General features: G+C 64.8%; 24 protein-coding genes and 1 pseudogene. 17 read left to right on the top strand and 8 right to left on the bottom strand.

What is annotated here, in order from left to right; all coding sequences use genetic code 11:
- Positions 1-23 precede the first annotated feature (23 nt).
- The 4 genes from ugpQ to AB3X86_RS02615 all read left to right on the top strand — a co-directional run bounded on the left by ugpQ (position 24) and on the right by AB3X86_RS02615 (position 5,921).
- Positions 24-776, top strand: a complete 753-nt coding sequence (gene ugpQ, locus AB3X86_RS02630) for a glycerophosphodiester phosphodiesterase (protein WP_368594810.1) — start codon at positions 24-26, stop codon at positions 774-776.
- 377 nt (positions 777-1,153) lie between these two features.
- A complete protein-coding gene (locus AB3X86_RS02625) occupies positions 1,154-2,434 on the top strand; it encodes a dicarboxylate/amino acid:cation symporter (RefSeq protein WP_176109672.1) in 1,281 nt (426 codons plus the stop codon).
- Positions 2,435-2,587: 153 nt separating this feature from the next.
- Positions 2,588-4,540 carry an ATP-binding protein gene (locus AB3X86_RS02620; protein WP_368594809.1) on the top strand — a complete coding sequence of 651 codons (1,953 nt, stop codon included), beginning with the start codon at positions 2,588-2,590 and terminating at the stop codon, positions 4,538-4,540.
- A gap of 31 nt (positions 4,541-4,571) precedes the next feature.
- Positions 4,572-5,921: a sigma-54-dependent transcriptional regulator gene (locus AB3X86_RS02615; protein WP_368594808.1), complete on the top strand. Its 1,350-nt coding sequence runs from the start codon at positions 4,572-4,574 to the stop codon at positions 5,919-5,921.
- 60 nt (positions 5,922-5,981) lie between these two features.
- Here AB3X86_RS02615 and AB3X86_RS02610 read toward each other — a convergent pair whose 3' ends face one another.
- Positions 5,982-6,518, bottom strand: coding sequence for a TlpA disulfide reductase family protein (locus AB3X86_RS02610; RefSeq protein WP_368594807.1), 537 nt, complete (start codon positions 6,516-6,518; stop codon positions 5,982-5,984).
- Positions 6,519-6,888: 370 nt separating this feature from the next.
- Between AB3X86_RS02610 and AB3X86_RS02605 the strand changes: the two genes are divergently transcribed.
- Positions 6,889-7,407 (top strand): hypothetical protein, encoded by a 519-nt coding sequence (locus tag AB3X86_RS02605; RefSeq protein WP_368594806.1) that lies wholly within the window; start codon positions 6,889-6,891, stop codon positions 7,405-7,407.
- A gap of 332 nt (positions 7,408-7,739) precedes the next feature.
- Here AB3X86_RS02605 and AB3X86_RS02600 read toward each other — a convergent pair whose 3' ends face one another.
- Together AB3X86_RS02600 and AB3X86_RS02595 are read right to left on the bottom strand one after the other, a co-directional pair.
- Positions 7,740-9,362, bottom strand: a complete 1,623-nt coding sequence (locus AB3X86_RS02600; RefSeq protein ID WP_368594805.1) for a YifB family Mg chelatase-like AAA ATPase — start codon at positions 9,360-9,362, stop codon at positions 7,740-7,742.
- Positions 9,363-9,482: 120 nt separating this feature from the next.
- Complete coding sequence (locus AB3X86_RS02595) at positions 9,483-9,737, bottom strand: accessory factor UbiK family protein (protein WP_176109667.1); 255 nt, start codon at positions 9,735-9,737, stop codon at positions 9,483-9,485.
- A 387-nt stretch (positions 9,738-10,124) separates the two neighbouring features.
- Between AB3X86_RS02595 and AB3X86_RS02590 the strand changes: the two genes are divergently transcribed.
- The 7 genes from AB3X86_RS02590 to ptsP all read left to right on the top strand — a co-directional run bounded on the left by AB3X86_RS02590 (position 10,125) and on the right by ptsP (position 17,894).
- The gene (locus AB3X86_RS02590) at positions 10,125-10,463 is read left to right on the top strand and encodes a P-II family nitrogen regulator (protein WP_013088261.1); all 339 of its coding nucleotides are present in this window, start codon (positions 10,125-10,127) and stop codon (positions 10,461-10,463) included.
- Positions 10,464-10,510: 47 nt separating this feature from the next.
- Complete coding sequence (locus AB3X86_RS02585) at positions 10,511-12,022, top strand: ammonium transporter (protein ID WP_368594804.1); 1,512 nt, start codon at positions 10,511-10,513, stop codon at positions 12,020-12,022.
- 248 nt (positions 12,023-12,270) lie between these two features.
- A complete protein-coding gene (gene gshA / locus AB3X86_RS02580; RefSeq protein ID WP_368594803.1) occupies positions 12,271-13,560 on the top strand; it encodes a glutamate--cysteine ligase in 1,290 nt (429 codons plus the stop codon).
- A gap of 103 nt (positions 13,561-13,663) precedes the next feature.
- Complete coding sequence (gene gshB, locus AB3X86_RS02575; RefSeq protein ID WP_176109665.1) at positions 13,664-14,620, top strand: glutathione synthase; 957 nt, start codon at positions 13,664-13,666, stop codon at positions 14,618-14,620.
- A gap of 229 nt (positions 14,621-14,849) precedes the next feature.
- On the top strand, positions 14,850-15,368 hold the full coding sequence (locus AB3X86_RS02570) for a PTS sugar transporter subunit IIA (RefSeq protein ID WP_368594802.1): 519 nt from the start codon (positions 14,850-14,852) through the stop codon (positions 15,366-15,368).
- A gap of 124 nt (positions 15,369-15,492) precedes the next feature.
- A complete protein-coding gene (locus tag AB3X86_RS02565) occupies positions 15,493-15,762 on the top strand; it encodes an HPr family phosphocarrier protein (protein WP_013088266.1) in 270 nt (89 codons plus the stop codon).
- Between the two features lie 386 nt (positions 15,763-16,148).
- A complete protein-coding gene (gene ptsP / locus AB3X86_RS02560) occupies positions 16,149-17,894 on the top strand; it encodes a phosphoenolpyruvate--protein phosphotransferase (RefSeq protein ID WP_176126623.1) in 1,746 nt (581 codons plus the stop codon).
- Positions 17,895-17,996: 102 nt separating this feature from the next.
- On the opposite strand, the gene AB3X86_RS02555 is transcribed toward ptsP, so the two are convergent.
- The 3 genes from AB3X86_RS02555 to gpmA all read right to left on the bottom strand — a co-directional run bounded on the left by AB3X86_RS02555 (position 17,997) and on the right by gpmA (position 21,592).
- Positions 17,997-18,755, bottom strand: a complete 759-nt coding sequence (locus AB3X86_RS02555; RefSeq protein WP_368594801.1) for a ThiF family adenylyltransferase — start codon at positions 18,753-18,755, stop codon at positions 17,997-17,999.
- Between the two features lie 249 nt (positions 18,756-19,004).
- A complete protein-coding gene (locus tag AB3X86_RS02550; RefSeq protein ID WP_176382401.1) occupies positions 19,005-20,582 on the bottom strand; it encodes a S41 family peptidase in 1,578 nt (525 codons plus the stop codon).
- 263 nt (positions 20,583-20,845) lie between these two features.
- On the bottom strand, positions 20,846-21,592 hold the full coding sequence (gene gpmA, locus AB3X86_RS02545; RefSeq protein ID WP_176109660.1) for a 2,3-diphosphoglycerate-dependent phosphoglycerate mutase: 747 nt from the start codon (positions 21,590-21,592) through the stop codon (positions 20,846-20,848).
- Between the two features lie 137 nt (positions 21,593-21,729).
- On the opposite strand from gpmA, the gene AB3X86_RS02540 reads away from it, so the two are divergent.
- The 5 genes from AB3X86_RS02540 to AB3X86_RS02520 all read left to right on the top strand — a co-directional run bounded on the left by AB3X86_RS02540 (position 21,730) and on the right by AB3X86_RS02520 (position 24,720).
- Complete coding sequence (locus tag AB3X86_RS02540) at positions 21,730-22,155, top strand: rhodanese-like domain-containing protein (protein WP_368594800.1); 426 nt, start codon at positions 21,730-21,732, stop codon at positions 22,153-22,155.
- Complete coding sequence (gene grxC / locus AB3X86_RS02535; RefSeq protein ID WP_013088272.1) at positions 22,152-22,412, top strand: glutaredoxin 3; 261 nt, start codon at positions 22,152-22,154, stop codon at positions 22,410-22,412. Before AB3X86_RS02540 ends, grxC begins: the two co-directional genes overlap by 4 nt.
- Positions 22,413-22,561: 149 nt before the next feature.
- Entirely contained in the window at positions 22,562-23,041 is a 480-nt protein-coding gene (gene secB, locus AB3X86_RS02530) for a protein-export chaperone SecB (protein ID WP_176109659.1), read from the top strand.
- Positions 23,042-23,063: 22 nt separating this feature from the next.
- Positions 23,064-24,062, top strand: coding sequence for an NAD(P)H-dependent glycerol-3-phosphate dehydrogenase (locus AB3X86_RS02525; protein WP_368594799.1), 999 nt, complete (start codon positions 23,064-23,066; stop codon positions 24,060-24,062).
- A gap of 97 nt (positions 24,063-24,159) precedes the next feature.
- Complete coding sequence (locus tag AB3X86_RS02520) at positions 24,160-24,720, top strand: O-acetyl-ADP-ribose deacetylase (protein WP_368594798.1); 561 nt, start codon at positions 24,160-24,162, stop codon at positions 24,718-24,720.
- On the opposite strand, the gene trmL is transcribed toward AB3X86_RS02520, so the two are convergent.
- Both trmL and AB3X86_RS02510 read right to left on the bottom strand, forming a co-directional pair.
- Positions 24,693-25,163 (bottom strand): tRNA (uridine(34)/cytosine(34)/5-carboxymethylaminomethyluridine(34)-2'-O)-methyltransferase TrmL, encoded by a 471-nt coding sequence (gene trmL / locus AB3X86_RS02515; protein ID WP_176382409.1) that lies wholly within the window; start codon positions 25,161-25,163, stop codon positions 24,693-24,695. The genes AB3X86_RS02520 and trmL overlap by 28 nt on opposite strands.
- Positions 25,164-25,181: 18 nt before the next feature.
- Positions 25,182-25,842 (bottom strand): annotated as a pseudogene (locus tag AB3X86_RS02510) (ComF family protein).
- Positions 25,843-25,968: the final 126 nt, after the last annotated feature.

Genomic DNA, 25,968 nt, shown 5'->3' with positions numbered 1-25,968 from the left:
ATCTATCAGTAAGGAAACGACACGTGGCAACTGGGATCGACCGCGGGACCTCCGCGCAATGGCCTTACCCGCGGCTGATCGCGCACCGCTGCGGCGGAACGCTCGCGCCGGAAAACACGCTGGCCGGTTTCGACGCCTGCGTGCGCTACGGCTATCGCATGGTCGAATTCGACGCGAAGCTGTCCGCCGACAACGCGCTGTTCCTGCTGCACGACGACACGCTCGATCGCACGACCAACGGCCACGGGCCCGCGGCCCTGCATACGTGGCAGCAACTCGCCGCTCTCGATGCCGGCGCGTGGCGCGGCGCCGAGTTCGCCGGCACGCGGCTGCCGACGCTGGCCGACGCGGCCGGGCGTTGCGCGCGCGACGGCATCGCCGCGAATATCGAGATCAAGCCGTGTCCGGGCCGCGAAGTCATCACCGGCACGCTGGTCGCCCAAGGCGCGCTCGAGCTTTGGCGAGGGCAGACGCCGCCGCTCCTGTCGTCATTTTCGTTCGACGCGCTCGCCGCCGCGCGCGCTGCCGCGCCGTCGCTGCCGCGCGGCATGCTGTTCGAGCAGGTGCCGGCGGACTGGTTGAGCATCGTGCGTGAGCTCGACTGCGCATCGCTGCACGCGAGTCACCGTTATCTGAGCGAGCCGCTGGTCGCGCAGATCCGCGCGGCCGGGCTGCGCGTGCTCGCGTACACGGTGAACGATCCGGGGCGCGCGCGGGTGCTCGAAGAATGGGGCGTCGACATGATTTGCACGGATCGGATCGATCTGTTGAGCTGAAGTCGCGCTCGCGAGCTTCGCGCCGACCCCTGCCGGTTTTCCCGCAACCGTGCGCGCACTGGATTCCGGATTCCCCGACAGAATTCGTCCGGATTTCCGGAATCCCGGACGGAGCACGCGGCGCCTTGCCTAAAAACCCATAAAAATCAAGGCTCTCAGTCTGAAATCAAACTGGCATCGACCTTGCAAATTAAAACGCGTGGCCGCCACGGCCCGACATAAAAGCAAGGAGACAACGATGTCCGATTTCCCTTCCCGGTATTTCTGAATTCGTCGTCTTTGCAGCGGCCCGCTACCGTGCGCGCACGTGACGACGTTTCGTTTGCGTGTCGCGCGTCGCGGCAGGTCATTCGCTCATATCCCTCGCAGGAATCATCGTGAAGAAACCTATCCATAAAGTGCTGTACGTCCAGGTGATCGTGGCGATCATCATCGGCATCGTACTCGGACATTTCTACCCGAACCTCGCCACCGACATGAAGCCGCTCGGCGACGGCTTCATCAAGCTGATCAAGATGGTGATCGGGCCGATTATCTTCTGCACGGTCGTGACTGGCATCGCCGGCATGGAAGACATGAAGAAGGTCGGACGCGTCGGCGGCAAGGCGCTGCTGTACTTCGAAATCGTCTCGACGTTCGCTCTGGTGCTCGGCCTCGCCGCCACGCACCTGCTGCGACCCGGCGCCGGCTTCAACGTCGACCCGGCCTCGCTCGATAGCCGCGCGGTCGCGTCGTACGCCGCGAAGGCGCACGGCCAGTCGACCGTCGACTTCTTCATGCACCTGATTCCGGACACGCTGTCGTCGGCGTTCGCGCAGGGTGAAATCCTGCAGATCCTGCTGATCGCGCTGCTGTTCGGCGCCGTGCTCGCGACGGCCGGTGAGAAGGGCAAGCCCGTCACGAACTTCATCGAAGGGCTGTCGCACATCCTGTTCGGCATGGTGCGCATCATCACGAAGCTCGCGCCGATCGGCGCGTTCGGCGCGATGGCCTTCACGATCGGCAAGTACGGCATCGGCTCCCTGCTGCCGATGCTCAAGCTGATCGGCACGTTCTATCTGACCTCGATCGTATTCGTGGTGGTCGTGCTCGGCGCAATCGCACGGATGGTGGGCTTCAACATCCTGCGTTTCGTCGCGTACATCAAGGAAGAGATGCTGATCGTGCTCGGCACGAGCTCGTCCGAAGCCGCGCTGCCGCAACTGATGCAGAAGCTCGAAAATCTCGGCTGCTCGCGCTCGGTGGTGGGCCTCGTGGTGCCGACCGGCTACTCGTTCAACCTCGACGGCACCAACATCTACATGACGATGGCGGTGCTGTTCATCGCCCAGGCGACCAACACCGACCTCTCGTGGGGCCAGCAGCTGACGCTGCTCGCGGTGACGATGCTGACCTCGAAGGGCGCGAGCGGCGTGACCGGCGCGGGCTTCATCACGCTCGCGGCGACGCTGGCCGTCGTGCCGACGATTCCGCTGTCGGGCATGGTGCTGATCCTTGGCATCGACCGCTTCATGAGCGAGTGCCGCGCGCTGACGAACATCGTCGGCAACGGTGTCGCGACGGTCGTCGTATCGGCCTGGGAAAAAGAGCTCGATCGCGCCCGGCTGAACAAGGTGCTGCGCGGCGAGGTAGCGGTCAAAGAGCCGGCCGGCGTTTGAGCCGGGCTCGGCCAACCCTGTCGTGACCAGCGCGGACGCTCGAGCATGAAACAGGCGTCCGCGCATTCGACTGAGGCGTCTGCTGTCGCTCCGGCGTTCCCGGAGCCTGCGACCCGTACCTCTGGCGGTGACCCGTTGCCGCCCTATGCCACAATGTCCGATGCTCATCTATCGGACCTTGCCAACGTGACCCGCCGCCTGCTGATTCTCTTCGCGCTCGCAGCCGGGCTCGTGGCGGCATGCTGGCTCACCTACAGCCTTGCGTGGAAAAGCGGTGTCGACACGCTGCGGCGCAACGCCGCCGTGCGCGCCGAGCGCACCGCGAGCGCGCTCAGGAGCACGCTCGAGCGCTACGAATCGCTGCCTTATCTGCTCGCCGAGCATCCGATCGTGCAGGACGTGCTGCTCGATCCGAACCCCGCCAACGTCCAGCGCGCGAATCTCTATCTCGAAGACCTGAACCGCCATGCGCGCGCGACGGTCACCTACATCATTTCGCTCGACGGCTACTGCGTCGCCGCCAGCAACTGGCGCGGCCCGGGCAGCTTCGTCGGCGCCGGCTATCAGTTCCGGCCGTATTTCGTCGATGCGATGAATGGCGGCGTCGGCCGCTTCTTCGGCATCGGCACGATTTCGCAGGCGCCCGGCTACTACATCTCGCAGCCGGTGCGGCGCGACGGCAAGATCGTCGGTGTGGCGGTCGTCAAGCTCGACCTCGAATGGTTTCAGGGCGTCGACGCGTCCGAGCCGCTCGTCGTCACCGACGATCATGGCGTGATCTTCCTGTCGTCGGTGCCGGCGTGGAAGTACCACACGATCCGGCCGCTGCCCGGCCGGATCGCCGATTCGATCTATCAGGCGCGCCAGTACGCGCAGCAGCCGATCGAGCCGCTGCCGGTGACGGTCGAGCGCATGCTCGAAGGCAATGCGCAGATTCTGCGCATCGGCGGCGGGCGCCTCGCACCGCGCTACTTGGCGTCGCGGCACGCGATGGGCGAGCCGGACTGGCATCTGATCACGATGTCCCCAGTCGATCCCGTCGATGCCGACGCGCTCAAGGCGACCATCGTCACCGGCTTCGGCTACGTGTCGCTGGTGCTGCTCGCGTTCTACTGGCGCATGCGGCGCGCGCGCGTGCGCGAAGTGATGCGCAGCCGCGCGCTGCTGCAGAAGGCGTATGCCGAACTGAATCAGCGCGTCGCCGAGCGCACCGCGGATCTGTCCGAGGCGAACCAGCAGCTACAAAAGGAAGTCGCCGAGCGCACCCGCGCCGAACAGGAGCTGCGCGCCGCGCACGACGAACTGATCCAGGCGAGCAAGCTCGCCGCGCTCGGCCAGATGGCGGCCGGCATCACGCACGAGCTGAACCAGCCGCTCGCGGCACTGCGCAGTTTCTCCGACAACACCCGCGTGCTGCTCGAACGCGGCGATCAGGCATCGGCGCGCGAGAATCTCGAAGCGATCGCGGCGCTCACCGAGCGCATGGGCAAGATCACCAATCAGCTGAAGCTGTTCGTCGGCCGCGCGCGGCCACGCAGCGCGCGCGCGTCGATCGTGCGGGCGCTGCGCAACGTCGTCGCGCTGCTGCAGAAGCGTCTGCAGGGCGTCGAGCTCGAATTCGTGCTGATCGATGCCGAGGCTGACACCGACGCTGGGTCCGCCGCTGCGGCAGGCGGCGCGCGCACGCCGCTGAATCTCGCCGACGATCATCCGGAGCTGATCGCGAATTGCGACGATCTGCGGCTCGAACAGGTGCTGATCAACCTGCTCGGCAACGCGCTCGACGCAACTGCCGGCATGAACCCGCCGCGTATCACGGTCGAGGTCGAGGCCGGCGCCGCGAATCTGTCGATCGCGGTCGGCGACAACGGCCCCGGCATTCCCGACGACGTGTTGCCGCACCTGTTCGAACCGTTCTTCACGACGAAGGAAATGGGCCAGGGGCTCGGCCTTGGCCTCGCGATTTCGTCGTCGATCGCGCGTGATTGCGGCGGCTCGCTGGTCGCGCGCAACGCGCCGCAAGGCGGTGCATCATTCGTGTTGACGCTGCGTCGCGCGCGCGTGCAGACCAGTCCTTCGCACGATCCGCTGACGGCGGGCTCCTGATTTCACACTGACGCATCACCCGGAACACGCAATGAACGACGGCCTGCAAGTGCTGTATATCGAAGACGACGAACTGGTGCGGCGCGCGAGCGTGCAGAGCCTGCAACTGGCCGGCTTCGACGTGATCGGCCATGCATCGGTCGAGGCGGCGGCGAGGCTGATCGGCGCGGACTTCTCCGGCGTGATCGTCAGCGATATCCGGCTGCCCGGCGCGAGCGGCCTCGATCTGCTCGCGCAGTGCCACGAGCGCGCGCCCGACGTGCCGGTGATTCTGGTCACCGGCCACGGCGATATCTCGATGGCCGTGCAGGCGATGCGCGATGGCGCCTACGACTTCATCGAAAAGCCGTTCGCGTCCGAGCGGCTGATCGAAACCGTGCGGCGTGCAATGGAGCGCCGCAAACTCGTGCTCGAAAACCTCGCGTTGCGCCGTGAGCTGGCCGGGCAAAACGCGGTCGCGCCGCGTATCATCGGACGCAGTCCGGCGATCGAGCAAGTGCGGCGGCTGATCGCCAACGTCGCGCCGACCGATGCGTCCGTGCTGATCAACGGCGATACCGGCGCGGGCAAGGAACTGATCGCACGCAGCCTGCACGAGCTGTCGCCGCGGCGCGACAAGCCGTTCATCGCAGTGAACTGCGGCGCGCTGCCCGAGCCGATGTTCGAATCGGAAATGTTCGGCTACGAGCCGGGCGCGTTCACCGGCGCGGCCAAACGGCGGATCGGCAAGCTCGAATATGCATCGGGCGGCACGCTGTTTCTCGACGAGATCGAGAGCATGCCGCTCGCGCTGCAGGTCAAGCTGCTGCGCGTGCTGCAGGACGGCGTGCTCGAGCGGCTCGGCTCGAATCAGCCGATTCGGGTCAATTGCCGCGTGGTCGCGGCGGCGAAAGGCGATATGGCCGAGCATGTCGCGGATGGCTCATTCCGGCGCGATCTGCTGTACCGGCTCAACGTGGTGACGATCGCGCTGCCGCCGTTGAGCGAGCGTCGCGAGGACATCGTGCCGCTGTTCGAGCATTTCCTGCTCGATGCTGCGGTCCGTTATCAGCGGCCGGCGCCGATCCTCACCGATCGGCAGCGTGCGAGCCTGATGCAGCGCGACTGGCCGGGCAACGTGCGCGAGCTGCGCAATGCCGCCGACCGCTTCGTACTCGGCATCGCCGACGAACCGGTGCTGTCGTTCGACGAAGACGACGGGGCCACCCATCCGCTAAAGGAGCGTGTCGAGCAGTTCGAGCGCGCGATGATTGCCGAGGCGTTGGAGCAGGCGGGCGGCGTGGTCGCGGTCGCGGCGGACCGGCTGCAGCTCGGCAAGGCGACGCTCTACGAGAAGATCAAGCGATATGGCCTTGCGGCCAAAGGGGATGGGGAGCGGTGAGGAGGAAGGCGCCGGCGGCGGGAGATTGCGCCGGCGCGTTGAGGATCTGCTTCACCCGGCTTAAGCCGCGCCAGCTTTCAGCGCTTTCGCGAGCAACTGGTCGAGTTCCGCGAATTGCGGCTCGCCGACGTAGCGCTTCAGGATCTTGCCGTCTTTATCGACGACGAAGGTGGTCGGCGTGAGCTGCACGTTGCCGAACTGCTTGGCGGCCGAGCCGTCGTCCATGGCGACCTTGAACGGCAACTGACGCGTTTGCGTGTAGTTGGTCACGTACATCGGCGCGTCGTAGTTCATCGCCACCGCGACGAATTCGAGGCCCTGGCTCTTGAAGCGGTTATAGGTCTCGACCATCTGCGGCATTTCTTTCATGCAGGTGTCGCAGCTCGTTGCCCAGAAATTGACCAGATAAACCTTGCCTTTCAGGTCCGCGGTCGTGAGCTTCTGTCCCGATAGCAGCGTGAAGGTCGCATCTGGCACGCGCTGTTGACCGGCAAACGCCAGGTAACCGGCGACGGCGAGCGCAATGGCCACGGCCACCGCAATCAGGTAGCGAAGCGGGTTCATGCGCCGGGCGGCGGTCGGTGAATTGGAACTCATGGACGGAACCTCGTGAGTCGCGCGCGGCGCGGAACAATGGGTCGGTGCAATGGCGCTCGGGCCGGTGCTCAATAGCTTTTCCATTGTAGCTGCAATGGGGCGGCTGCGCCGAGGTGGCCGAAGCGTGCGGCTCGGCGCGACGGGCCGGCAGCCGATCAGCGGATAATGGCGTTTTACGCTCCGCAAGCCCGATCTCTTTCGCCCCATGCTCCAAATCGTTCTTCGCGTCTGCCGCCCGGTTGCCCGCGTTTCGTGCCGCTTTCCGTTGATCCGCCGAATTCCCGGCCGCCGTGCGGACGTCTTCCAGCCGGCGGGCCATTTCCTTCGCGCTTTCACGCGACCCGGTCACGCTCGTACCGTGCTCGGCGCGATGACGGCCGCGTTGGCGCTCGGCGTCGCGCTAAGCGCCTGCTCGCCGACCTTCGACTGGCGCACCGTGATGAACAACGAGAAGGGCTACACGGTCGACTTCCCGGCCAAGCCGGGCAACGACCAGCGCGCGGTGCAGATCGACGGCACACCCATGCAGATGGCGATGCAGACTGCCGAAGCGGGCAATGCGGTCTTCGCGGTCGGCACCGTGATGCTGCCCGACGATAGCGACGCGACGCAGCGCGCCGCACTCGATTTCCTGCGCGCGGGACTGGCGCGCAACGTCGGCGCGACACCCGATGCTCACGCGGTGCAGATCCCGCTGGCGGCGGGCGGCAAGATTCCGGGGCAGGAAATGACGGTGAGCGGCGCCGCGGGCGCCAAACACGAAACGCGCACCGTGTATGCGCGGCTCGTCGCGCGCGGCCGACACGTGTACCAGGCGGCGATCATCGCCGATCAACCGCTGCCGCAAGACCAGGTCGACCAGTTTTTTTCGTCGTTCCAACTCTACTGAACGCGGTATTTTTGGCCGAACGGACGCGCCTCAGAATGCCGAATGCAGTGAAAGTTCCTTCGCAGGTTTGCGCGCTAATTACCGGTTTACGTTGAGCTTTTTGAGTTACGCGCACAACCTGTGGATAACTCTGTTGAAAAGTCGCCTTCAAAGGCCGCAAAAGCCCATCAGACGGGCCTTTCGTCAAAATCCACGAGCGCAGGGGGTTTTAAAAAAGTCAATTAAATCAATGCATTGGAGAGATGTCTGTCTGCGCGCTTTCGAGTTGTATCAAAATCTAACAGGATCGTGGCTGTGTGAATAAGTCAAGTCTTGACAGTAGTTTTTTCTCATCATAACGAGCCAAAAGCGCGGCGGTATTGGATTGCCTCGGCGACCTGCGCGGCGCTCGGCATCGCCTCGCCAGCCAGATCCGCGACGGTGCGCGCGACCTTCAACACCCGGTAGTACGCGCGCGCCGACCAGCCGAAGCGCTCGCCGGCTTCGCGCAACAGTGCCTCGCCTGCTGCGTCCGGGCGGCACACATCGTCGACTTCGCGCCCGTCCAATTCGCGGTTGGTCTTGCCTTGCCGGACCTGTTGCCGTTCGCGCGCAGCGCTCACGCGGTGTGCGATCGCCGCGCTTGCTTCGCCGGCGGTAGCGGCGCGGGCCGCGAGTTCGGTGGCGGTAAGAGCTGGAATTTCCAGCTGGATGTCGATGCGGTCGAGCAGCGGTCCCGACAATTTACGCAGATAGCGCGCCGCAACTTCGGGCGTACAGCGGCAGCGCCCGCCCGGATCGCCGCGCCAGCCGCATGGGCACGGGTTCATTGCGGCGATCAGTTGGCAGGCAGCGGGGAAGTCCGCTTGCCAGGCGGCGCGCGAGATCGTGATGCGGCCGGCTTCGAGCGGCTCGCGCAGCGTTTCGAGCACCACGCGGTCGAATTCGGGAAGCTCGTCGAGAAACAGCACGCCCAGATGCGCGAGCGTGATCTCGCCAGGCTGCGGCGGATTGCGTCCGCCGACCAGCGCCGCCGCGCTCGACGAATGGTGCGGCGCGCGAAACGGCCGCTGCCGCCACTGCGACGGCTTGAAGCCGATGCGGCTCGCCGACAGCAGCGCGGCGGAAGCGAGCGCTTCGTCGTCGGTCATGGGCGGCAGCAGGCCGGGCAGGCGCGCCGCGAGCATCGACTTGCCGGCGCCGGGCGGCCCGATCAGCAGCACGTGATGGCCGCCGGCCGCCGCGACTTCGAGTGCGCGCCGCGCGGCGCGCTGGCCGATCACGTCAGCCATGTCCGGCGCCGGAGCGGCGGCGTGCTCGTGGAGCTCGGGTGCGGCGACCGGGCTAAGACGCGCGTCAGGCGCGCCTGCGAGGTGCGCGCATAGCGACGGCAGATCGGCGGCGCCGTACACATCGACACCGGGTACGAGCGCCGCTTCCGCCGCGCTAGCGGCCGGCAGGTAGAGCTGTGGGGTGGGGAACGCCTGCGCGGTTGCCTGATCGAGGAGGGCCGGCAACGCGGAACGCGTTTCAGATGATGCGTCGGCGTCTGCGCAGGCGGCGTCTGCGCTCGTCAGAGCGCCCCGCGCGGTGCCGCATGCCATCGCGAACGCGCCGCGCATCGGCCGCAGCGCGCCGGTCAGCGACAGCTCGCCGGCGAACTCGCGATGGAGCAGCGATTCTGCCGGAATTTGCCCGCTCGCGGCGAGGATGCCGAGCGCGATAGGCAGATCGAAACGACCGGATTCTTTCGGCAGATCGGCGGGCGCGAGGTTGACGGTGATGCGGCGGACCGGGAAATCAAAACCGCAGTTCTGCAGCGCCGCGCGCACGCGCTCACGGCTCTCGCGCACTTCCAGGTCGGGCAGGCCGACGATCGAAAAGGACGGCAGTCCATTGGCGAGGTGAACCTCGACGGTCACTTCGGGCGCACGGCCAGCGGCCGGCGCGCGGCTGCGCACCACGGCAAGCGACATATTCCCTCCCGTCGGACAGCGCGCTCACTTCGCGCGCAGATCCCCTAAAACGCTGATGACGTCACGGCCCGCTTGCCGGTGATGTGTGGCACTGCGCAGCGCGAAGGCTGCAACCGTTGCTTACGGCGTCTGGGTGAGCGGCAGCTTCTGTTCAAGCTCAGCGACCCGGCGCTCGAGTTCTTCCAGGCGCGCGCGCGTACGCACGAGCACCTGGGTCTGCGTATCAAATTCCTCGCGCGTGACTAGATCGAGCTTCGAGAAGCCCTGCGTCAGCATTGCTTTGACGTTGCGTTCGACATCCTTGGCCGGCGAATTCTTGAACAGATCGCTGACGCGAGCCTGGAAGTCGTTAAAAACGTCGTTCGGTTGTTTCATCGTGTTCCCCTTGGTGCACAAAAAATGTGCATGTTTCATTGCGCCCGTGCCCCGTTGCGGCGAATGGGCGGTCCTGGTGCGCGCGGCTGCTTCGCTGCCGCGGCCTCGTGAACGTGTTTGGTGCGCGCCTCTCGTTCAGAATGTTCGAACACTCTAGCAACGATCCCCCCGCCGCGCCACCGCCGGCCGCGCCGCTGGCCGTTCGGATAAGGCCGCCCGGGCGCGCTGCGCCACGCGCGCGACGCGCAGTCAGACACGATATGGCATAGGAGTTGCTGTTACTGCCGCGCGCGCACTGCCAGGACACTTTTACCGGGAGCGCAGGAGACCGCGGTCACGGGTACGCAACCGGGCAGCAACGGTTCAGCAACAACTAGCGAGGATTTCATGAAACTCATTACCGCAATCATCAAGCCGTTCAAGCTCGATGAAGCGCGCGAAGCCCTGTCGGCGATCGGCGTGTCGGGCATCACGGTGACCGAAGTCAAAGGCTTCGGACGGCAGAAGGGCCACACCGAGCTGTATCGGGGCGCTGAATACGTGGTCGATTTTCTGCCGAAGGTGAAGATCGAAGCGGCGGTATCGGACGACATCGTGGATCAGGCGATCGAGGCGCTCGAGCGCGCGGCGCGAACCGGCAAGATCGGCGACGGCAAGATCTTCGTGACGCCGATCGAGCAGGTGGTTCGGATCCGCACCGGCGAGACCGGCGCGGACGCACTGTAAAAAAATCAAAGCATAGCGACACGGATCGCGACAAGAGGAAAACCAAGATGCGCAAACTCATGATGTCCCTGCTGATGGCCGGCTCGCTGCTCGCGGCCGGTGTCGGCACCGCCCTCGCGGACGACGCGTCAGCTCCCGCGGCCGCCTCCGCTCCCGATACGACGGCGAGCGCGCCCGCACCGGACGCCTCCGCCGCAGTCGCTGCCCCCGCTGCTTCGGCTCCCGCCGCCGAAGCGTCCGCCGCGCCGGCCGCAAGCGCACCGGCCGCCACCGACGCATCGGCTGCCGCAGCCGCAGCCGCGCCGGCCGCGCCGACCGCACCGTTCTCGGTCGATTCGTCGAAGCTCAACTCCGGCGACACCGCGTGGATGCTGACTTCCACCGCGCTGGTGCTGTTCATGACGATCCCGGGCCTCGCACTGTTCTACGGCGGCATGGTCCGCAAGAAGAACGTGCTCGCGACGCTGATGCAAAGCTTCGCGATCACCTGTCTGGTGACGATCGTCTGGACCGTGGTCGGCTACAGCCTCGCGTTCACGCCGGGCAACTCGTTCATTGGCGGCTTCTCGCGCGTGTTCATGACGGGCATGAACTACATCAAGGGCGACAAGGCCACGACGCTGACCGTCAGCCATCTCGCGCCGACGATCCCCGAGACGGTCTACTTCGTCTACCAGATGACTTTCGCGATCATCACGCCGGCGCTGATCACCGGTGCGTTCGCGGACCGCATGAAGTTCTCGGCGATGCTGGTGTTCATGACGCTGTGGTCGATCCTCGTCTACTCGCCGATCGCGCACATGGTGTGGGAACCGAGCGGCTGGCTGGCGACCGCGGGCATCCTCGACTTCGCGGGCGGCACGGTGGTGCACATCAACGCGGGTATCGCGGGTCTGGTCTGCTGTCTGGTGCTCGGCAAGCGCGTCGGCTACGGCAAGGAGTCGATGGCGCCGCACAACCTGACGCTGACGCTGATCGGTGGCGCGATGCTATGGGTCGGCTGGTTCGGCTTCAACGCGGGTTCGGCGGTAGCGGCGGACGGCCGTGCCGGCTTCGCGATGTTCGCGACCCAGGTGGCGACCGCCGCGGCGGCGCTCGCATGGATGTTCGCCGAATGGGCGGCCAAGGGTAAGCCGTCGGTGCTCGGTATCGTGTCGGGCGCGGTCGCGGGTCTGGTGGCGGTGACGCCGGCGTCGGGCTTCGTCGGCACGGTAGGCGCGCTGGTGATCGGCATCGTCGCGGGCGTGGTCTGCTTCTGGGCGGCCACGTGGCTCAAGCACAAGCTCGGCTACGACGATTCGCTCGACGCGTTCGGCGTGCACTGCATCGGCGGCATCATCGGCGCGATCCTCACAGGCGTGTTCGCGGTCAAGGACATCGGCGGCTTCGACGGCAACGTGATCCTGCAGGCGAAGGGCGTGCTGACGACGCTGATCTACAGCGGCGTGGTGAGCTTCGTGCTGCTGAAGATCATCGACCTGGTGATCGGCATCCGCGTGACCGAAGAGCAGGAGCGCGAAGGCCTCGACGTGAGCCTGCACGGCGAGAAAGTCGAATAACGAAGAATCTGTTCCGCTGCGGGCCCGCGCTCTCGGGCCCGTCAGTCAGGAAATAGCTGAGCGCAGCAAAGTTCGCCCGCCTTCATGGCGGGCTTTTTTCTTGCTGATCGGGTTGCGAACGGCAATTTTCCGCGCCTATCATCGAGATAGGGAGAATGCATTCGGGTCTGCTTGCGAATGGAGAAACCGTCCCCAAATGGACAAAGCATTTGCTCTACAATCTTTTTTCTCCAGTCTGCGAGTGATCAATGGTTCCGCACCTAGTTACGGCGTTAAACGGCCCGCTGCTCGACCTCGAGCGGAAGATCCTCGACGCCACGCCCGCTATCGAACGCTGGTTCCGGCTTGAATGGCAGGAGCACACGCCGCCGTTCTATTGCTCCGTCGATCTGCGCAACGCGGGCTTCAAGCTAGCGCCGGTCGACACCAACCTGTTTCCCGGCGCCTTCAACAATCTGCCGCAGGAAGTGCTGCCGCTCGCGGTGCAGGCCGCGATGGCGTCGATCGAAAAGATCTGCCCGGACGCGAAGAATCTCCTCGTGATTCCGGAGCGCCACACGCGCAACGCGTTCTACCTCGAAAACGTCGCCCGGCTTGCGTCGATCATGCGCCAGGCGGGCCTGAACGTACGCTTCGGCACGCTCGACGAAACCATCAACGGCCCGGTCACGATCGCGCTGTCCGACGGCCAGAAGCTCGTGCTCGAACCGCTCGAGCGCTCGCAGCGGCGCTTGGGGCTGAAGAACTTCGACCCGTGCTCGATTCTGCTGAACAACGACCTGTCCGGCGGCATTCCGCCCGTGCTCGAAAATCTGCACGAGCAGTACCTGCTGCCGCCGCTGCATGCGGGCTGGGCTGTACGCCGCAAGTCGACGCATTTCTCGTGTTATGACGACGTCGCGAAGAAGTTCGCGAAGATGGTCGAGATCGATGCGTGGATGATCAATCCGTATTTCGCGCACGTCGAGGGCGTCGACTTCCAGCAGCGCACCGGCGAGGAAGCGCTGGCCGATGCGATCGACGGCGTGCTGAAGAAGATCGCGCGCAAGTATCGCGAGTACGGCATCTCCGAAAAACCGTATGTCGTGATCAAGTCGGATGCGGGCACTTACGGCATGGGCGTGATGACCGTGCACGACGCGTCGGAAGTCGCCGCGCTGACGAAGCGCGAACGCACGCGCATGGCCGCGACCAAGGACGGCCTCGAAGTGCACGACGTGATCGTGCAGGAGGGCGTGTACACGTTCGAGCGCATCGGCGAGGAAGTCGCCGAGCCGGTCGTCTACATGATCGACCGCTATGTGGTGGGCGGCTTCTATCGCGTGCACGGCAGCCGCGAGCGCGACCAGAACCTGAACGCGCCGGGCATGCACTTCGTGCCGCTCGGCTTCGAGCATACGGCGCTGCCCGATGCGCACGCGAAGCCCGGCGCGGCGCCGCCGAACCGCTTCTATATGTATGGCGTCGTGGCGCGGCTCGGGTTGCTGGCCGCATCGGTCGAACTCGAAAAGACCGATCCCGAAGCGATCCAGGTCTAAGCCATCTCGCGCGGCAGGATGGCGGCATGCGTGCCGCCATCGCCGTCTTCAAAGACTATATTGACGAACAATGTCACGCCCGTCAGGGCGCACCGGGACTTTCATGGACATTCTTTTCATCGCCGATCCGCTCAGCCATTTCAAGATTTACAAAGACTCGACCTACGCGATGATGGCCGAAGCGGCGCGCCGCGGTCACACGGTGTACACCTGCGAGCCGAAGCATCTGGCGTGGACGGGCGGCGATGTCGAAGCGAACGTGCAGCGCATTGCGATCACCGGCGATACCGCCGATCTGCATCGTGACGTCTGGTTTGTCGCCGATGCCGCCGCGCCGCGCGCGCTTGCGAGCTTCGGCGCGGTTGTGATGCGCAAAGACCCGCCGTTCGACATGGAATACGTGACGTCGACGTGGCTGCTCGAACTGGCCGAGCGCGGCGGCGCGCGCGTCTTCAACAAGCCGCAGGCGATCCGCGATCATTCGGAGAAGCTCGCGATCGGCGAGTTCGCGCAGTTCGTCGCGCCGACGCTGGTCACGCGCGATCCGGCGCGTCTGCGCGCGTTCCACGAACAACACGGCGACGTGATCCTGAAGCCGCTCGACGGCATGGGCGGCATGGGCGTGTTCCGCGTGAAGGCGGACGGTATGAACCTCGGCTCGATCGTCGAAATGCTGAGCCACGACGGCGCACGCTCGGTGATGGCGCAGAAATTCATCCCCGAGATCAAGGAGGGTGACAAGCGCATCCTGCTGATCGGCGGCGAAGCGGTGCCATACTCGCTCGCGCGCATTCCTCAGGGTAATGAGGTGCGCGGCAACCTGGCGGCCGGTGGACTGGGTGTCGCGCGCCCGCTCAGCGAGCAGGACCGCAAGATCGCCGATACGCTCGCGCCGGTGCTGGCGGCGCGCGGCTTGCTGCTGGTCGGACTCGATGCGATCGGCGACTGGCTCACCGAAGTCAACGTCACGAGCCCGACGTGTTTCCGCGAGATCATGGATCAGACTGGCTTCGACGTCGCCGCGATGTTCGTCGACGCGCTGGAGCGCGCGGTCGGCTGACGCGCCGACTCTAGCGGCCTTGATTGCCCGGCTGCACCCCCCAATCTGTGTAGTAAATCCGCATCAGGCGCGCCGTCGGGATTGGCGCGAAAATGAGGCTGCTACAATGCCCGCTCGCCCGACGAATGCATTTCCGCCCTCGCGACCCACGGCCGGTCCGAGGCGATGGCGAACCGGGCTCGAGTCCCGGTCCACGGTTTTGGGGCCGTTCTATTGCAGTAAGGCTGACATGGCAGGCATTCTGATCATTGCGCACGCTCCATTCGCCACCGCGTTGCGCGATTGCATTTCCCACATCTATGGCGGTTTGCCGGCGCGTATCGGCGTGATCGATGTGTCGCCCGATTGCGATCCCGCGCAGGTCGTCGCGTTCGCGAATTCGGAAGTCGCGCGGTTGAAGGAAGAGAACGGCGCGCTCGTGCTGACCGATATGTTCGGCGCGACGCCGGCCAACATCGCGGGCCGGCTCGCCACCGAGCCGGATGTGCGCGTGCTGTGCGGCGTCAATCTGCCGATGCTGGTACGTGCGGTCTGCTATCGCGCGACGCCGCTCGACACGCTCGTCGACAAGGCGCTCGCCGGCGCGACCAAGGGCGTGCACGCGATCGGACCGGCGGCGCCTGAACCGGTCGCGGCGTCAGCCTGCCCGGCCGATTGCCTGCCGGCTGACGCGGCGCCCGCCGACTGTGTTCCCGCGTTGCCGGCCGATGCCGATCTGACGCAGAAGCCGGACGCGCCCGGCCTGTAAATCGGGCTGGTTCGCAGGCAAGCTTCGACGGATTCAAGCGGTTTCGCAACGGCGCCAAGCGCATTGCAGCCGCTTTGCAGTTTGACTTTTCACCATTTCATTCACCCGCGCTTCGGACCATCACATGCTGCAACAAGAAACGACAATTGTGAACAAGCTGGGGCTGCACGCGCGCGCGTCGGCCAAGTTGACGCAACTCGCGGGCAACTACCAGGCGGAAATCTGGATGAGCCGCAATGGCCGTCGTATCAACGCAAAGAGCATCATGGGCGTGATGATGCTGGCCGCGGGCATCGGCAGTACCGTGCTGATCGAAACGGAAGGTACCGACGAACAGGAAGCGATGGACGCGCTGTTGAAACTGATCGCCGATAAATTTGGCGAAGGTCAATAACGCCGCGTGCTTTGCGTTCGACAAACCCGAAAATGCCGCGGCTCAGTCCGCGGCTTTTTTTTCGCCGCCGACATTTGAATATCAGAAGAGGCCCGCTGGTAATCGACATTAAGGCTAATAGAAGCGGCGCGAAAGCCGCGGGGAAGGGTGCGTAAGGCGGCATGCGCGTAGGGCGACACGCGTTTTCAATGTTTAAACCATATATTTTGCGCGACGCGTATAAAGCGTAGCTTCGCGGTGTACGAGGACACCTGATTGCAATAACTCGTGCTGCGCTGCACACACCGCCGACATACTTCAAAAAGGCGCGGAATTTATAATGCCAGGTACAGTCTGAGAGCATTGCAGCGGTTTGCCGCGGCATCACACAACTAGAGGAGGTGCGCGTGTCATTCACGCTGCATGGAATTCCCGTCTCGCGCGGTATCGCCATCGGGCGGGCCTATCTGATCGCCCCGGCAGCACTCGACGTAGACCACTATCTGATCGAACCCGCCCAGATCGAAGGGGAGGTCGGGCGCTTTCGCGCGGCTCAGCAACGCGTGCATGAAGAACTCAACGTGCTGCGCGCCGATCTCGCCGCGGATGCCCCCAGTGAAATGGGCGCGTTCATCGACGTTCACACGATGATCTTGAACGACGTGATGCTGGTTCAGGAAACCATCGACCTGATCCGCACGCGCCGCTACAACGTCGAGTGGGCGCTGACCGAACAGCTCGAAAGACTCTCGCGCCATTTCGACGATATCGAAGACGAATACCTGCGCGAACGCAAAGCCGACATCGAACAGGTCGTCGAACGTGTGCTGAAGGCGCTCGCGGGTGCGCCGGGCATCGTCGACAACGTGCATGGCGCGTGCGATGAAATGATCGTCGTCGCGCACGACATCGCGCCGGCCGACATGATGCAGTTCAAGACGCAGACGTTCCAGGGCTTCGTCACCGATCTCGGCGGCCGCACGTCGCATACCGCGATCGTCGCGCGCAGCCTCGGCATTCCGGCCGCGGTCGGCGTGCAGCATGCGAGCGCGCTGATCCGCCAGGACGATCTGATCATCGTCGATGGCGACCACGGCATCGTGATCGTCGATCCCGCGCCGATCGTGCTCGAGGAATACTCGTATCGGCAAAGCGAGAAGGAGCTCGAGCAGCGCAAGCTGCAACGGCTCAAGTTCTCGCCGACGCAAACGCTGTGCGGCACGCGCATCGAACTGTGCGCGAACATCGAGTTGCCGGACGACGCGCGCGCGGCGATCGAATCGGGCGCGACCGGCGTGGGTCTGTTTCGCACTGAGTTCCTGTTCATGAATCACAAGGACCGGATGGCCGAAGAGGAGGAGCAGTTCAGCGCGTATCGTCGCGCGGTCGAACTGATGAACGGCTTGCCGGTCACGATCCGCACGATCGACGTCGGCGCCGACAAACCGCTCGATTCGATGGCCGGCGGCGACGGCTACGAGACCGCCGTGAATCCGGCGCTCGGCTTGCGCGCAATTCGCTGGAGCCTGTCCGAGCCGCAGATGTTCCTCACGCAGCTGCGCGCGATCCTGCGCGCGTCGGCGTTCGGCAAGGTGAAGATCCTGATCCCGATGCTCGCGCACGCGCAGGAAATCGACCAGACGCTCGATCTGATCCGCGAAGCCAAGCGCCAACTCGACGATGCGGGCATTGCTTATGATCCGAACGTGCAGGTCGGCGCGATGATCGAGATTCCGGCCGCCGCGATCGCGTTGCCGCTGTTTCTGAAGCGGCTCGATTTCCTGTCGATCGGCACCAACGATCTGATCCAGTACACGCTCGCGATCGATCGCGCGGACAACTCGGTCGCGCATCTGTACGATCCGCTGCATCCGGCGGTGCTCCATCTGATCGCGTTCACGCTGCGCGAGGCGAAGCGCGCGGGCGTGCCGGTGTCGGTGTGCGGTGAGATGGCGGGCGATCCGGCGTTGACGCGTCTGTTGCTCGGCATGGGCCTGACCGAGTTTTCGATGCATCCGAGCCAACTGCTCGAGGTCAAGCAGGAGGTGCTGCGCTCGCATCTGAAAACGCTCGAAAAGCCCGTGGCCGACGTGCTGGCTTCGTTCGAGCCGGAAGAGGTGCAGGCGGCGCTCAAGCGGGTCGCGCTGGTGTGAGTCCGACGCGCTTCGTCTCGCCTCGTTGAACGAAAAAACGCCGCACATGATGCGGCGTTTTTCTATTTCGGCGTCGTTCGGACGGGTAGTGGGGGAACCGCCTCAAGAGCCGTGCGCGTGGCCGCACACCGGGCAATCCGGCTGGCGTCCGATGCGCATCGTGTTCCATTCCATTCGCAGCGAATCGAGCATCGTCAGGCGGCCCACGAGCGGCGTGCCGATTGCGCCGATCACCTTCAGCGCTTCGGCAGCCTGCATCGAACCGATGATGCCGACCGTTGGCGCGAACACACCCATCGTCGAGCAGGCGACTTCCTCGAACGGCTGGTCTTCGGGAAACACGCACGCGTAGCATGGCGACGCTTCGTCGCGGAAATCGAAGGTGCTGATCTGGCCGTCGAAGCGCAGCGCCGCGCCCGACACGAGCGGCACGCGATGCTTGACGCACGCGCGGTTGATTGCGTGACGCGTCGCGAAGTTGTCAGTGCAATCGAGCACGACACTGGCGTGCGGCACTTCGCGATCGAGCCATGCATCGTCGACGCGCTCGGCGACCGCGCTGACGACGACCTCGGGATTGATCTGCGCGAGCGTGTCGCGCCCGGACTCGACCTTGCTGCGTCCAACCGACGCGGTGACGTGCAGGATCTGGCGCTGCAGATTGGTCAGGTCGACGGTATCGGCATCGACGAGCGTCACACGGCCGACGCCAGCCGCCGCGAGATACATTGCGGCCGGCGAACCGAGCCCGCCCGCGCCGACGACGATCGCGTGGGCGTCGATAAAACGCTGCTGCGCCTCGATGCCGATTTCGTCGACGAGGATATGGCGAGAGTAGCGAAGGAGTTGATCGTCATTCATGGCGGGGCGCGTGGGGTGTGTCGCTATGTCGCGGTGTCGCGCAAGGAGAGGCAGGCCGAAGGGCCGCGGCGCGCATTCGTGGCTGTTATTTTAATCGCGCGGGGAGGGTGGCTGCTGCGGCTTGCCGTGAGACGACGCCGGTTAAGCGGCGGCCTGTGCTGAAACTGCTGCTGCGGCGTGTCTTCGCAGACTATCGTACTGCGAAGACACGCGCGGGTTCGCTGCTTATTGGCCAGCTTATTTGCCGGCTTACTTTCCAGCGGGAGCCGGTGCCGAAGCCGGCGCCGGTCCCGATGCGCCCGGCACCGGTTGCGTCGGCTTCACCGCGACCGGCGCGGAGGCCGACGTGCCCGGCTTGTTCTGCGCGAGACGGCGTTCCATCAGCGACTTGGATTCCTGAACCGGCTTGCCTTCGAGCTTGCCGACCGCCTGTTGCATCATGAAGTCGTCGTTCGAACCGAACTCGACCGGCTTGCGTTCGCGTTCCTTCTGGCGCTGCTCCGGCGTCTTCTTGTCGTTCTGCTCTTCGAGCTGACGCAACTGCTCCATGCGCTCCGACTCGCGCTGCTCGGCTTCCTTCTTCTCGTTCGGGTCCTGCGTGTTCGCAAGGTGATTCGAGTAGTCGACTTCGCGAGTGACGAGCGCGTCGTCCGGATCGCCGTCCGCGTATTGATCGACCGGAAGGTCGGGGCGGATGCCCTTGTTCTGGATCGAACGGCCGCTCGGCGTGTAGTAATACGCGGTGGTCAGGCGCAGCGCGGTGTCCGCCGTCATGGGGCGTACGGTTTGCACCGAACCCTTGCCGAACGTGGTCTTGCCGAGAATCAGCGCGCGGTGCTGATCCTGCAGCGCGCCCGCGACGATTTCCGATGCCGACGCCGAGTAGGCGTTGGTCAGCACGATCATCGGCACGGTCTTGAAGATGGCCGGGACGTCTTTCAGCGGATCGCTGTCGAACGATTGCAGACGGTAGTTATCGTAGGTGTCGCGGTAGATCTGCTTCGAATCCGGAATCTGGCCGTTGGTCGACACCACCACCGAATTCGGCGGCAGGAACGCGCCCGCGACGCCGACCGCGCTTTGCAGCAAACCGCCGCCGTTGTTGCGCAGGTCGAGGATGAGGCCCTTCAGGTTCGGCTCCTGGCGCGCCAGATCCTGCAGCTTGGCCGCGAGGTCAGGCGTGGTGCGTTCCTGGAAGCTCGTGATGCGCACGTACGCGAAGCCCGGCGCAACGATCTTGCCCTTCACCGACTGCACCTTGATGATCGCGCGCGTGACGGTGAGCGGGAACGTGCGGTCGTCGGTCTTGCGGAAGATGGTCAGCGTGACCTTGGTGCCCGGCTCGCCGCGCATCTGCTTGACCGCCTGGTCGAGCGTCATGCCGCGCACGGGCTTGTCGTTGATGCGCGTGATCAGGTCGCCCGGACGGATGCCGGCGCGGAACGCGGGCGTGTCTTCGATTGGCGAAATCACCTTGATCAGGCCGTCTTCCGACGAAATTTCGATGCCGAGGCCCGCGAAGCGGCCCTTGGTCTGCTCCTGCAGCTCTTCGTAATCGGTCTTGTCGAGGTACGACGAGTGCGGGTCGAGGCTCGACACCATGCCCTTGATCGCGGAGGTGAGAAGCTTCTTGTCGTCGACCGGTTCGACGTATTCGTGCTTGATCTGCCCGAACACTTCGGCGAAGAGCCTGAGCTGGTCTAGCGGCAGCGGGGCGACCGCGGCGCTAGCGGGTTGCTGGGCCGAGGCGGAGAATTGCAGGGTGGCAAGGACACCGGTAGCAAGGCCCGCGGCAATCAGGCCGATATTTTTCAGGTTCTTTCGCATAGAGTCTATTGCGGTCGGAAGCGCGTGGCAGCGTCGATAAAGATTGGACGGACAAGTATAACTGCACACCCGCCTGCTCAGGGCGCGGTGCAGGCAATCGTGCTTCGACAGTACGGGAAGGTCCTGGTTCTTGCGAACCGGCCCGCGGATGGCGGTCCGTGCGATACGTCGCGCGGCGCAATACAGTATTTCCTGCCGGGCCGCTTGTCTCCGTGCGGCCCTGGGCCTTCCCGTGGCGTGGGGCCGTGGCCGGAAACGCGCGATCAGCCCGCCTTGCCTTGGCTCGCGACCGCGGCTTGCGCCTTTGCGATCGCGTCCTGGTCGCCGAGATAGTAGTGCTTGATCGGCTTCAGATCTTCGTCGAGTTCATAGACGAGCGGCACGCCGTTCGGGATGTTTAGGCCGACGATATCGCTGTCCGAAATGTTGTCGAGGTACTTGACCAGCGCGCGGATCGAGTTGCCGTGCGCGGCGATCAGGATGCTGCGCCCCGACTTGATGGCCGGCGCAATCGACTCGTTCCACAGCGGCAGCACGCGCGCGACCGTGTCTTTCAGGCACTCGGTCAGCGGCAGTTGCTCGCGCGGCACCTTCGCGTAGCGCGGATCGGTGTACGGCGCGCGCTCGTCGGTCGGCTCGAGCGCGGGCGGCGGCGTGTCGTAGCTGCGGCGCCAGACCAGCACCTGCTCGTCGCCGAATTTGGCTGCCGTTTCGGCCTTGTTCAGACCCGACAGCGCGCCGTAGTGGCGTTCGTTCAGGCGCCATGAATGCACGACGGGCAGGTACATCAGATCCATCTTGTCCTGCACGTGCCACAGCGTGCGGATCGCGCGCTTGAGCACCGACGTATAGGCGATGTCGAACGTATAGCCCGACTCCTTGAGCAGCACGCCCGCCTGCTGCGCCTCGAGGCTGCCCTGCTCGGTGAGGTCGACGTCGATCCAGCCGGTGAAGCGGTTTTCCTTGTTCCACGTCGATTCGCCGTGGCGGATGAGAACGAGTTTGTACATAAGAGTTGCCGGTCGGTAGTGAGGAAGCGGTCTCGCGCTGTGCAGCGCCTTCGGCGGCGCATCGCCATCGCGTCAAACGGTTATTTTATAATGCTCGGGTTGACCTTTTCGATTTCTCTCTTTCCGGCGGATCTTCCGTGAAGTTTTTCACCGAATACACAAACCTTGTCCTGATCGCAATCGTCCTTATCTCTGGTGGGTTGCTGCTGTGGCCGACCATCAGTCGGCGTGGACGTGCCGGCCTGTCGGCCGCCGAAGCCACCCAACTGATCAACCGGCGCAACGCGGCGGTCATCGATCTGCGGCCGTCCGCCGATTACGCCAAGGGGCACCTGCCCTCGGCACGGCATTTCGAATTCGCGGAGTTGCAGGCGAAAGTCGCGCAACTCGCGAAGAACAAGAGCAACCCGGTGCTGCTGGTATGCCAGACCGGCCAGCAGTCGAACAAGGCTGCGCGTATCGTGCAGGAAGCGGGATACGCGGAAGTCCATGTTCTCGAGGGCGGCGTCGACGCCTGGCAGAAAGCCGGTATGCCGGTTGTGAAACAAGGAGCAGCCAAGTGAACAAAGTGATCATGTACAGCACCCAGGTGTGCCCGTATTGCCAGATGGCCGAGCGTCTTTTAAAGTCGCGCGGCGTCGAGCACGTTGAGAAAGTACTGATCGATAAAGACCCGGCCCGTCGTGAGGAGATGATGACCCGGACCGGGCGTCGTACGGTGCCGCAGGTGTTCATCGGCGAGACGCATGTCGGCGGCTATGATGACCTTTCCGCGCTCGATCGCGCGGGCGGTCTGACGCCGCTGCTCGAAGCAGCCTGAGTTCGCGCGTTTCGCGCCGCGCGAGCGGGCGGACCACTCGATAAGCCGACGCGTGCGCGCTCCTCGTGGAGCCGGCGAGCCGGCGCAATAATCTGGCGGCCCATGCATGCATCGGCCGCCGCCACGCATACCTATCAGGAATCACCATCATGTCCGACGAGAATAACCAGCCGTTCTTCAACATCCAGCGCATCTATCTGAAGGACATGTCGCTCGAGCAGCCGAATTCGCCGGCAATCTTCCTCGAGCAGGAAATGCCGTCGGTCGAAGTCGAAGTCGACGTGAAGGCCGAGCGCCTCGCAGAATCCGTGTTCGAAATCCTCGTGACGGGCACGGTTACGGCCAAGGTGTCGGACAAGGTCGCGTTCCTGATCGAAGCGAAACAGGCCGGCATTTTTGACATTCGCAACATTCCTGCCGAGCAGATCGATCCGCTCGTCGGCATCGCTTGCCCGACCATCCTGTTCCCGTACCTGCGCTCGAACATCGCCGACGCGATCACCCGCGCCGGTTTCCCGCCGATCCACCTCGCCGAGATCAACTTCCAGGCGCTGTACGAGCAGCGTCTCGCGCAAATGAGCGCGGCCCAGCAGGGCGACGGCGCGGCGCAAAGTGGCGTCACGCACTAAGGCGCCGCGGGCAGTGCCGGCTATGAAGGTCGCCGTTCTCGGCGCTGGCGCGTGGGGCACCGCCCTCGCCGGCCATCTGGCCGTCAGGCACGACACGGTGTTGTGGGCGCGCGAGTCCGCGCTCATCACCGAGCTTTCCACTTCGCACGAAAACGCCCGCTATCTGGCGGGCGTCGCGTTGCCGCCTGCGCTCCGCTACGAAGCGGAGCTCGGCGCGGCGCTCGATCACGCGCTCGCCGACGCTGCGCTGTGCGTGGTCGCGACTCCAGTGGCTGGCCTGCGCGGTCTGTTGCGCGCGATGCGCGATGCCGGCAAGGTGCCCGCGCATATCGTGTGGCTGTGCAAGGGTTTCGAGGCGGATTCGCAGTTGTTGCCGCATCAGGCGGTCGCGGCGGAATTGCCCGAGCATACGAGCAACGGCGTGTTGTCCGGGCCGAGCTTCGCGCGCGAAGTCGGACAGGGACTGCCGGTTGCGTTGACGATCGCGAGTTCGTCGGCGGTGTGCCGCGAACGCACGGTCGCGGCATTCCATCACGGTGCGATGCGCATCTATACCGGCGACGACATCGTCGGCGTCGAAGTGGGCGGCGCGGTGAAAAACGTGCTCGCCATCGCGACAGGCATCGCCGATGGCCTCGGCCTCGGCCTCAATGCACGCGCGGCGCTGATCACCCGCGGGCTCGCCGAAATGTCGCGTCTTGGCGTGACGCTTGGTGGGCGCGCGGAAACCTTTACCGGGCTGACCGGCCTCGGCGATCTGATCCTGACCGCGACCGGCGATCTATCGCGCAATCGCACCGTGGGCTTGCAGCTCGCCACCGGCCGTACACTCGACGACATCCTCGGCGGCCTCGGTCACGTGGCCGAAGGCGTGCGCTGCGCGAAGGCGGTCCTTTCGATCGCACGCGCCCATGCAATCGAAATGCCGATCACCCAAGCGGTCTGCGCGGTGCTGTTCGACGGCGTGGCGCCGCGCGATGCGGTCAGCGCGCTGCTGCGGCGCGATTCGAAGGCCGAATAAAGTCTTTTCTTTCAGCCGTTTAGCGCAAATTCGCGTTGAACGGCTGCCTCACCTGGCTGTCCACTTCTTGAGCGAGACTCAGGTCAGCGAGGTTTTCATGGCCACCTTCAATCTCAGTCACGGCACGTGCACGCTCGAAGCGCGCGTGGTCGATATCACGACGCTCGCCGTCGATGCGATCGTCAATGCCGCGAATACTTCGCTGCTCGGCGGCGGCGGTGTGGATGGCGCGATTCATCGCGCGGCCGGCAAGGAGTTGCTGCGCGAATGCGAAACGCTCGGCGGCTGCGCGACCGGCGACGCCAAGATCACCGCCGGTTATCGGCTGCCCGCGAAGCATGTGATCCATGCTGTCGGTCCAGTGTGGCGCGGCGGCGCGCACGGCGAAGCCGACCTGCTCGCATCGTGCTATCAGCGCTCGCTCGAAGTCGCGCGCGAGACTGATTGCACGAGCATTGCGTTTCCCGCGATCAGTTGCGGCATCTACCGTTTCCCCGCCGACTATGCGGTGAGCATCGCGGTCGGAACCGTGCTCGACACGTTGCCGCGCACACCCCACATGAAGCACGTGACGTTCGCGTGCTTCGACGACGCGATGTTCGCGCGCTACGAGGCCGAACTCGAACGCCGTCAGGCGCCGCCCTCGAAGCCGGCCTGACGCCACGCTTCGAACACCACGACCGCCACCGTGTTCGACAGATTCAGACTGCGATTGCCAGGACGCATCGGCAGACGCACGCGCTGTTCGTTCGCAAAGCGCTCGAGCACCGTATCGGGCAGACCGCGCGTTTCGGCGCCGAACACGAACCAGTCGCCCGGTCGAAAAGCGTGGTCGTGAAAGCGCCCCGAGCCGCGTGTGGTGAACGCGAACATGCGCGACGGGTCGGGCGTTTCTTTCGCGATGAACGCGTCCCAATCGGCGTGCACGTTCATTTCCGCGTACTCGTGATAGTCGAGGCCGGCGCGCCGCATCTTGGTGTCGTCGAGAGGGAAGCCGAGCGGCTCGATCAGGTGCAGTCGGGCGCCGGTATTCGCGCACAGGCGAATCACGTTGCCGGTGTTGGGCGGAATTTCCGGTTCTACGAGAACGACGTTGAACATAAGGGGACCACGTAAAAGCTAGTTTTTCGGAGTGCGCAACGCGACGAAGTTCGTGACCCGTCGCGCGCCGGCCGCCTTCAGCGTATGCGCGAGCGCTTCGAGCGTCGCGCCGCTCGTCATCACGTCGTCGACGATGCCGACGTGCAGGCCGCGCACCGGGCGCGCGACGCGAAACGCGCGACCGACGTTGTGCCGGCGCGCATCGAGATCGAGGCGCGATTGCGGCGCGGTGTTTTGCGTTCGTTCGAGCAGCGTCGCGTCGCTGCGCACGTCGAGCGCCCGGGCAAGCGGCCGCGCGATCTGCCAGGCCTGGTTGTAGCCGCGCTCGACCAGACGGCGACCGGCGAGCGGCACTGGCGCAATCACGTCGGGCCGCTCGGCCGCGTCGTGCCAGTTGTCCTGAGCAAAGCCACGCGAGACGTTGCGCGAAATGGCGCGCAAGCATCAGCCGGGCGCGGAATTTCAGGCCGACCGCGAGGGTATCCAGCGGCGCGCGATAGTCGGCGAGCGCGAAGCTCGCGTCGAACGGCGGCGGCTCGGCCACGCAATCCGCGCAGCGATATTGCGCCTGAGCGACCCAGCGTGACGCCGGCAACGGCACCGCGCAAACGGTGCAGCGCAGACGGCTCTCGTTCCAGTAGGCCGCGTCGCAGCCGTCGCACAGCGTCTTATGCGACATATTGCCGCACAACGCGCACAGGTTCGGCAACGCGACGTTCAAAGCCCGCGGCCATGCCGAATGCAGACCACGCACAAAACGCGCGGCCTGATTTCGACACGATGAAGAAAATAACTGGAATCGCAC

The organism is Paraburkholderia sp. BR14374 (assembly GCF_040948685.1).
Classification (GTDB): domain Bacteria; phylum Pseudomonadota; class Gammaproteobacteria; order Burkholderiales; family Burkholderiaceae; genus Paraburkholderia; species Paraburkholderia youngii.
The sequence above is the reverse complement of the archived record's forward strand: the minus strand, read 5'-3'. Positions and strand labels throughout refer to the sequence as shown.

What these genes read in the sequence shown, in the direction of transcription:
- AB3X86_RS02620 (WP_368594809.1), top strand. Translation starts at nt 2,588, where the DNA reads ATGTCCGATGCTCATCTATCGGACCTTGCCAACGTGACCCGCCGCCTG.
- AB3X86_RS02615 (WP_368594808.1), top strand. Translation starts at nt 4,572, where the DNA reads ATGAACGACGGCCTGCAAGTGCTGTATATCGAAGACGACGAACTGGTG.
- AB3X86_RS02610 (WP_368594807.1), bottom strand. Translation starts at nt 6,518, where the DNA reads ATGAGTTCCAATTCACCGACCGCCGCCCGGCGCATGAACCCGCTTCGC.
- AB3X86_RS02605 (WP_368594806.1), top strand. Translation starts at nt 6,889, where the DNA reads ATGACGGCCGCGTTGGCGCTCGGCGTCGCGCTAAGCGCCTGCTCGCCG.
- AB3X86_RS02600 (WP_368594805.1), bottom strand. Translation starts at nt 9,362, where the DNA reads ATGTCGCTTGCCGTGGTGCGCAGCCGCGCGCCGGCCGCTGGCCGTGCG.
- AB3X86_RS02595 (WP_176109667.1), bottom strand. Translation starts at nt 9,737, where the DNA reads ATGAAACAACCGAACGACGTTTTTAACGACTTCCAGGCTCGCGTCAGC.
- AB3X86_RS02590 (WP_013088261.1), top strand. Translation starts at nt 10,125, where the DNA reads ATGAAACTCATTACCGCAATCATCAAGCCGTTCAAGCTCGATGAAGCG.
- AB3X86_RS02585 (WP_368594804.1), top strand. Translation starts at nt 10,511, where the DNA reads ATGCGCAAACTCATGATGTCCCTGCTGATGGCCGGCTCGCTGCTCGCG.
- gshA (WP_368594803.1), top strand. Translation starts at nt 12,271, where the DNA reads ATGGTTCCGCACCTAGTTACGGCGTTAAACGGCCCGCTGCTCGACCTC.
- gshB (WP_176109665.1), top strand. Translation starts at nt 13,664, where the DNA reads ATGGACATTCTTTTCATCGCCGATCCGCTCAGCCATTTCAAGATTTAC.
- AB3X86_RS02570 (WP_368594802.1), top strand. Translation starts at nt 14,850, where the DNA reads ATGGCAGGCATTCTGATCATTGCGCACGCTCCATTCGCCACCGCGTTG.
- AB3X86_RS02565 (WP_013088266.1), top strand. Translation starts at nt 15,493, where the DNA reads ATGCTGCAACAAGAAACGACAATTGTGAACAAGCTGGGGCTGCACGCG.
- AB3X86_RS02555 (WP_368594801.1), bottom strand. Translation starts at nt 18,755, where the DNA reads ATGAATGACGATCAACTCCTTCGCTACTCTCGCCATATCCTCGTCGAC.
- AB3X86_RS02550 (WP_176382401.1), bottom strand. Translation starts at nt 20,582, where the DNA reads ATGCGAAAGAACCTGAAAAATATCGGCCTGATTGCCGCGGGCCTTGCT.
- gpmA (WP_176109660.1), bottom strand. Translation starts at nt 21,592, where the DNA reads ATGTACAAACTCGTTCTCATCCGCCACGGCGAATCGACGTGGAACAAG.
- secB (WP_176109659.1), top strand. Translation starts at nt 22,562, where the DNA reads ATGTCCGACGAGAATAACCAGCCGTTCTTCAACATCCAGCGCATCTAT.
- AB3X86_RS02525 (WP_368594799.1), top strand. Translation starts at nt 23,064, where the DNA reads ATGAAGGTCGCCGTTCTCGGCGCTGGCGCGTGGGGCACCGCCCTCGCC.
- AB3X86_RS02520 (WP_368594798.1), top strand. Translation starts at nt 24,160, where the DNA reads ATGGCCACCTTCAATCTCAGTCACGGCACGTGCACGCTCGAAGCGCGC.
- trmL (WP_176382409.1), bottom strand. Translation starts at nt 25,163, where the DNA reads ATGTTCAACGTCGTTCTCGTAGAACCGGAAATTCCGCCCAACACCGGC.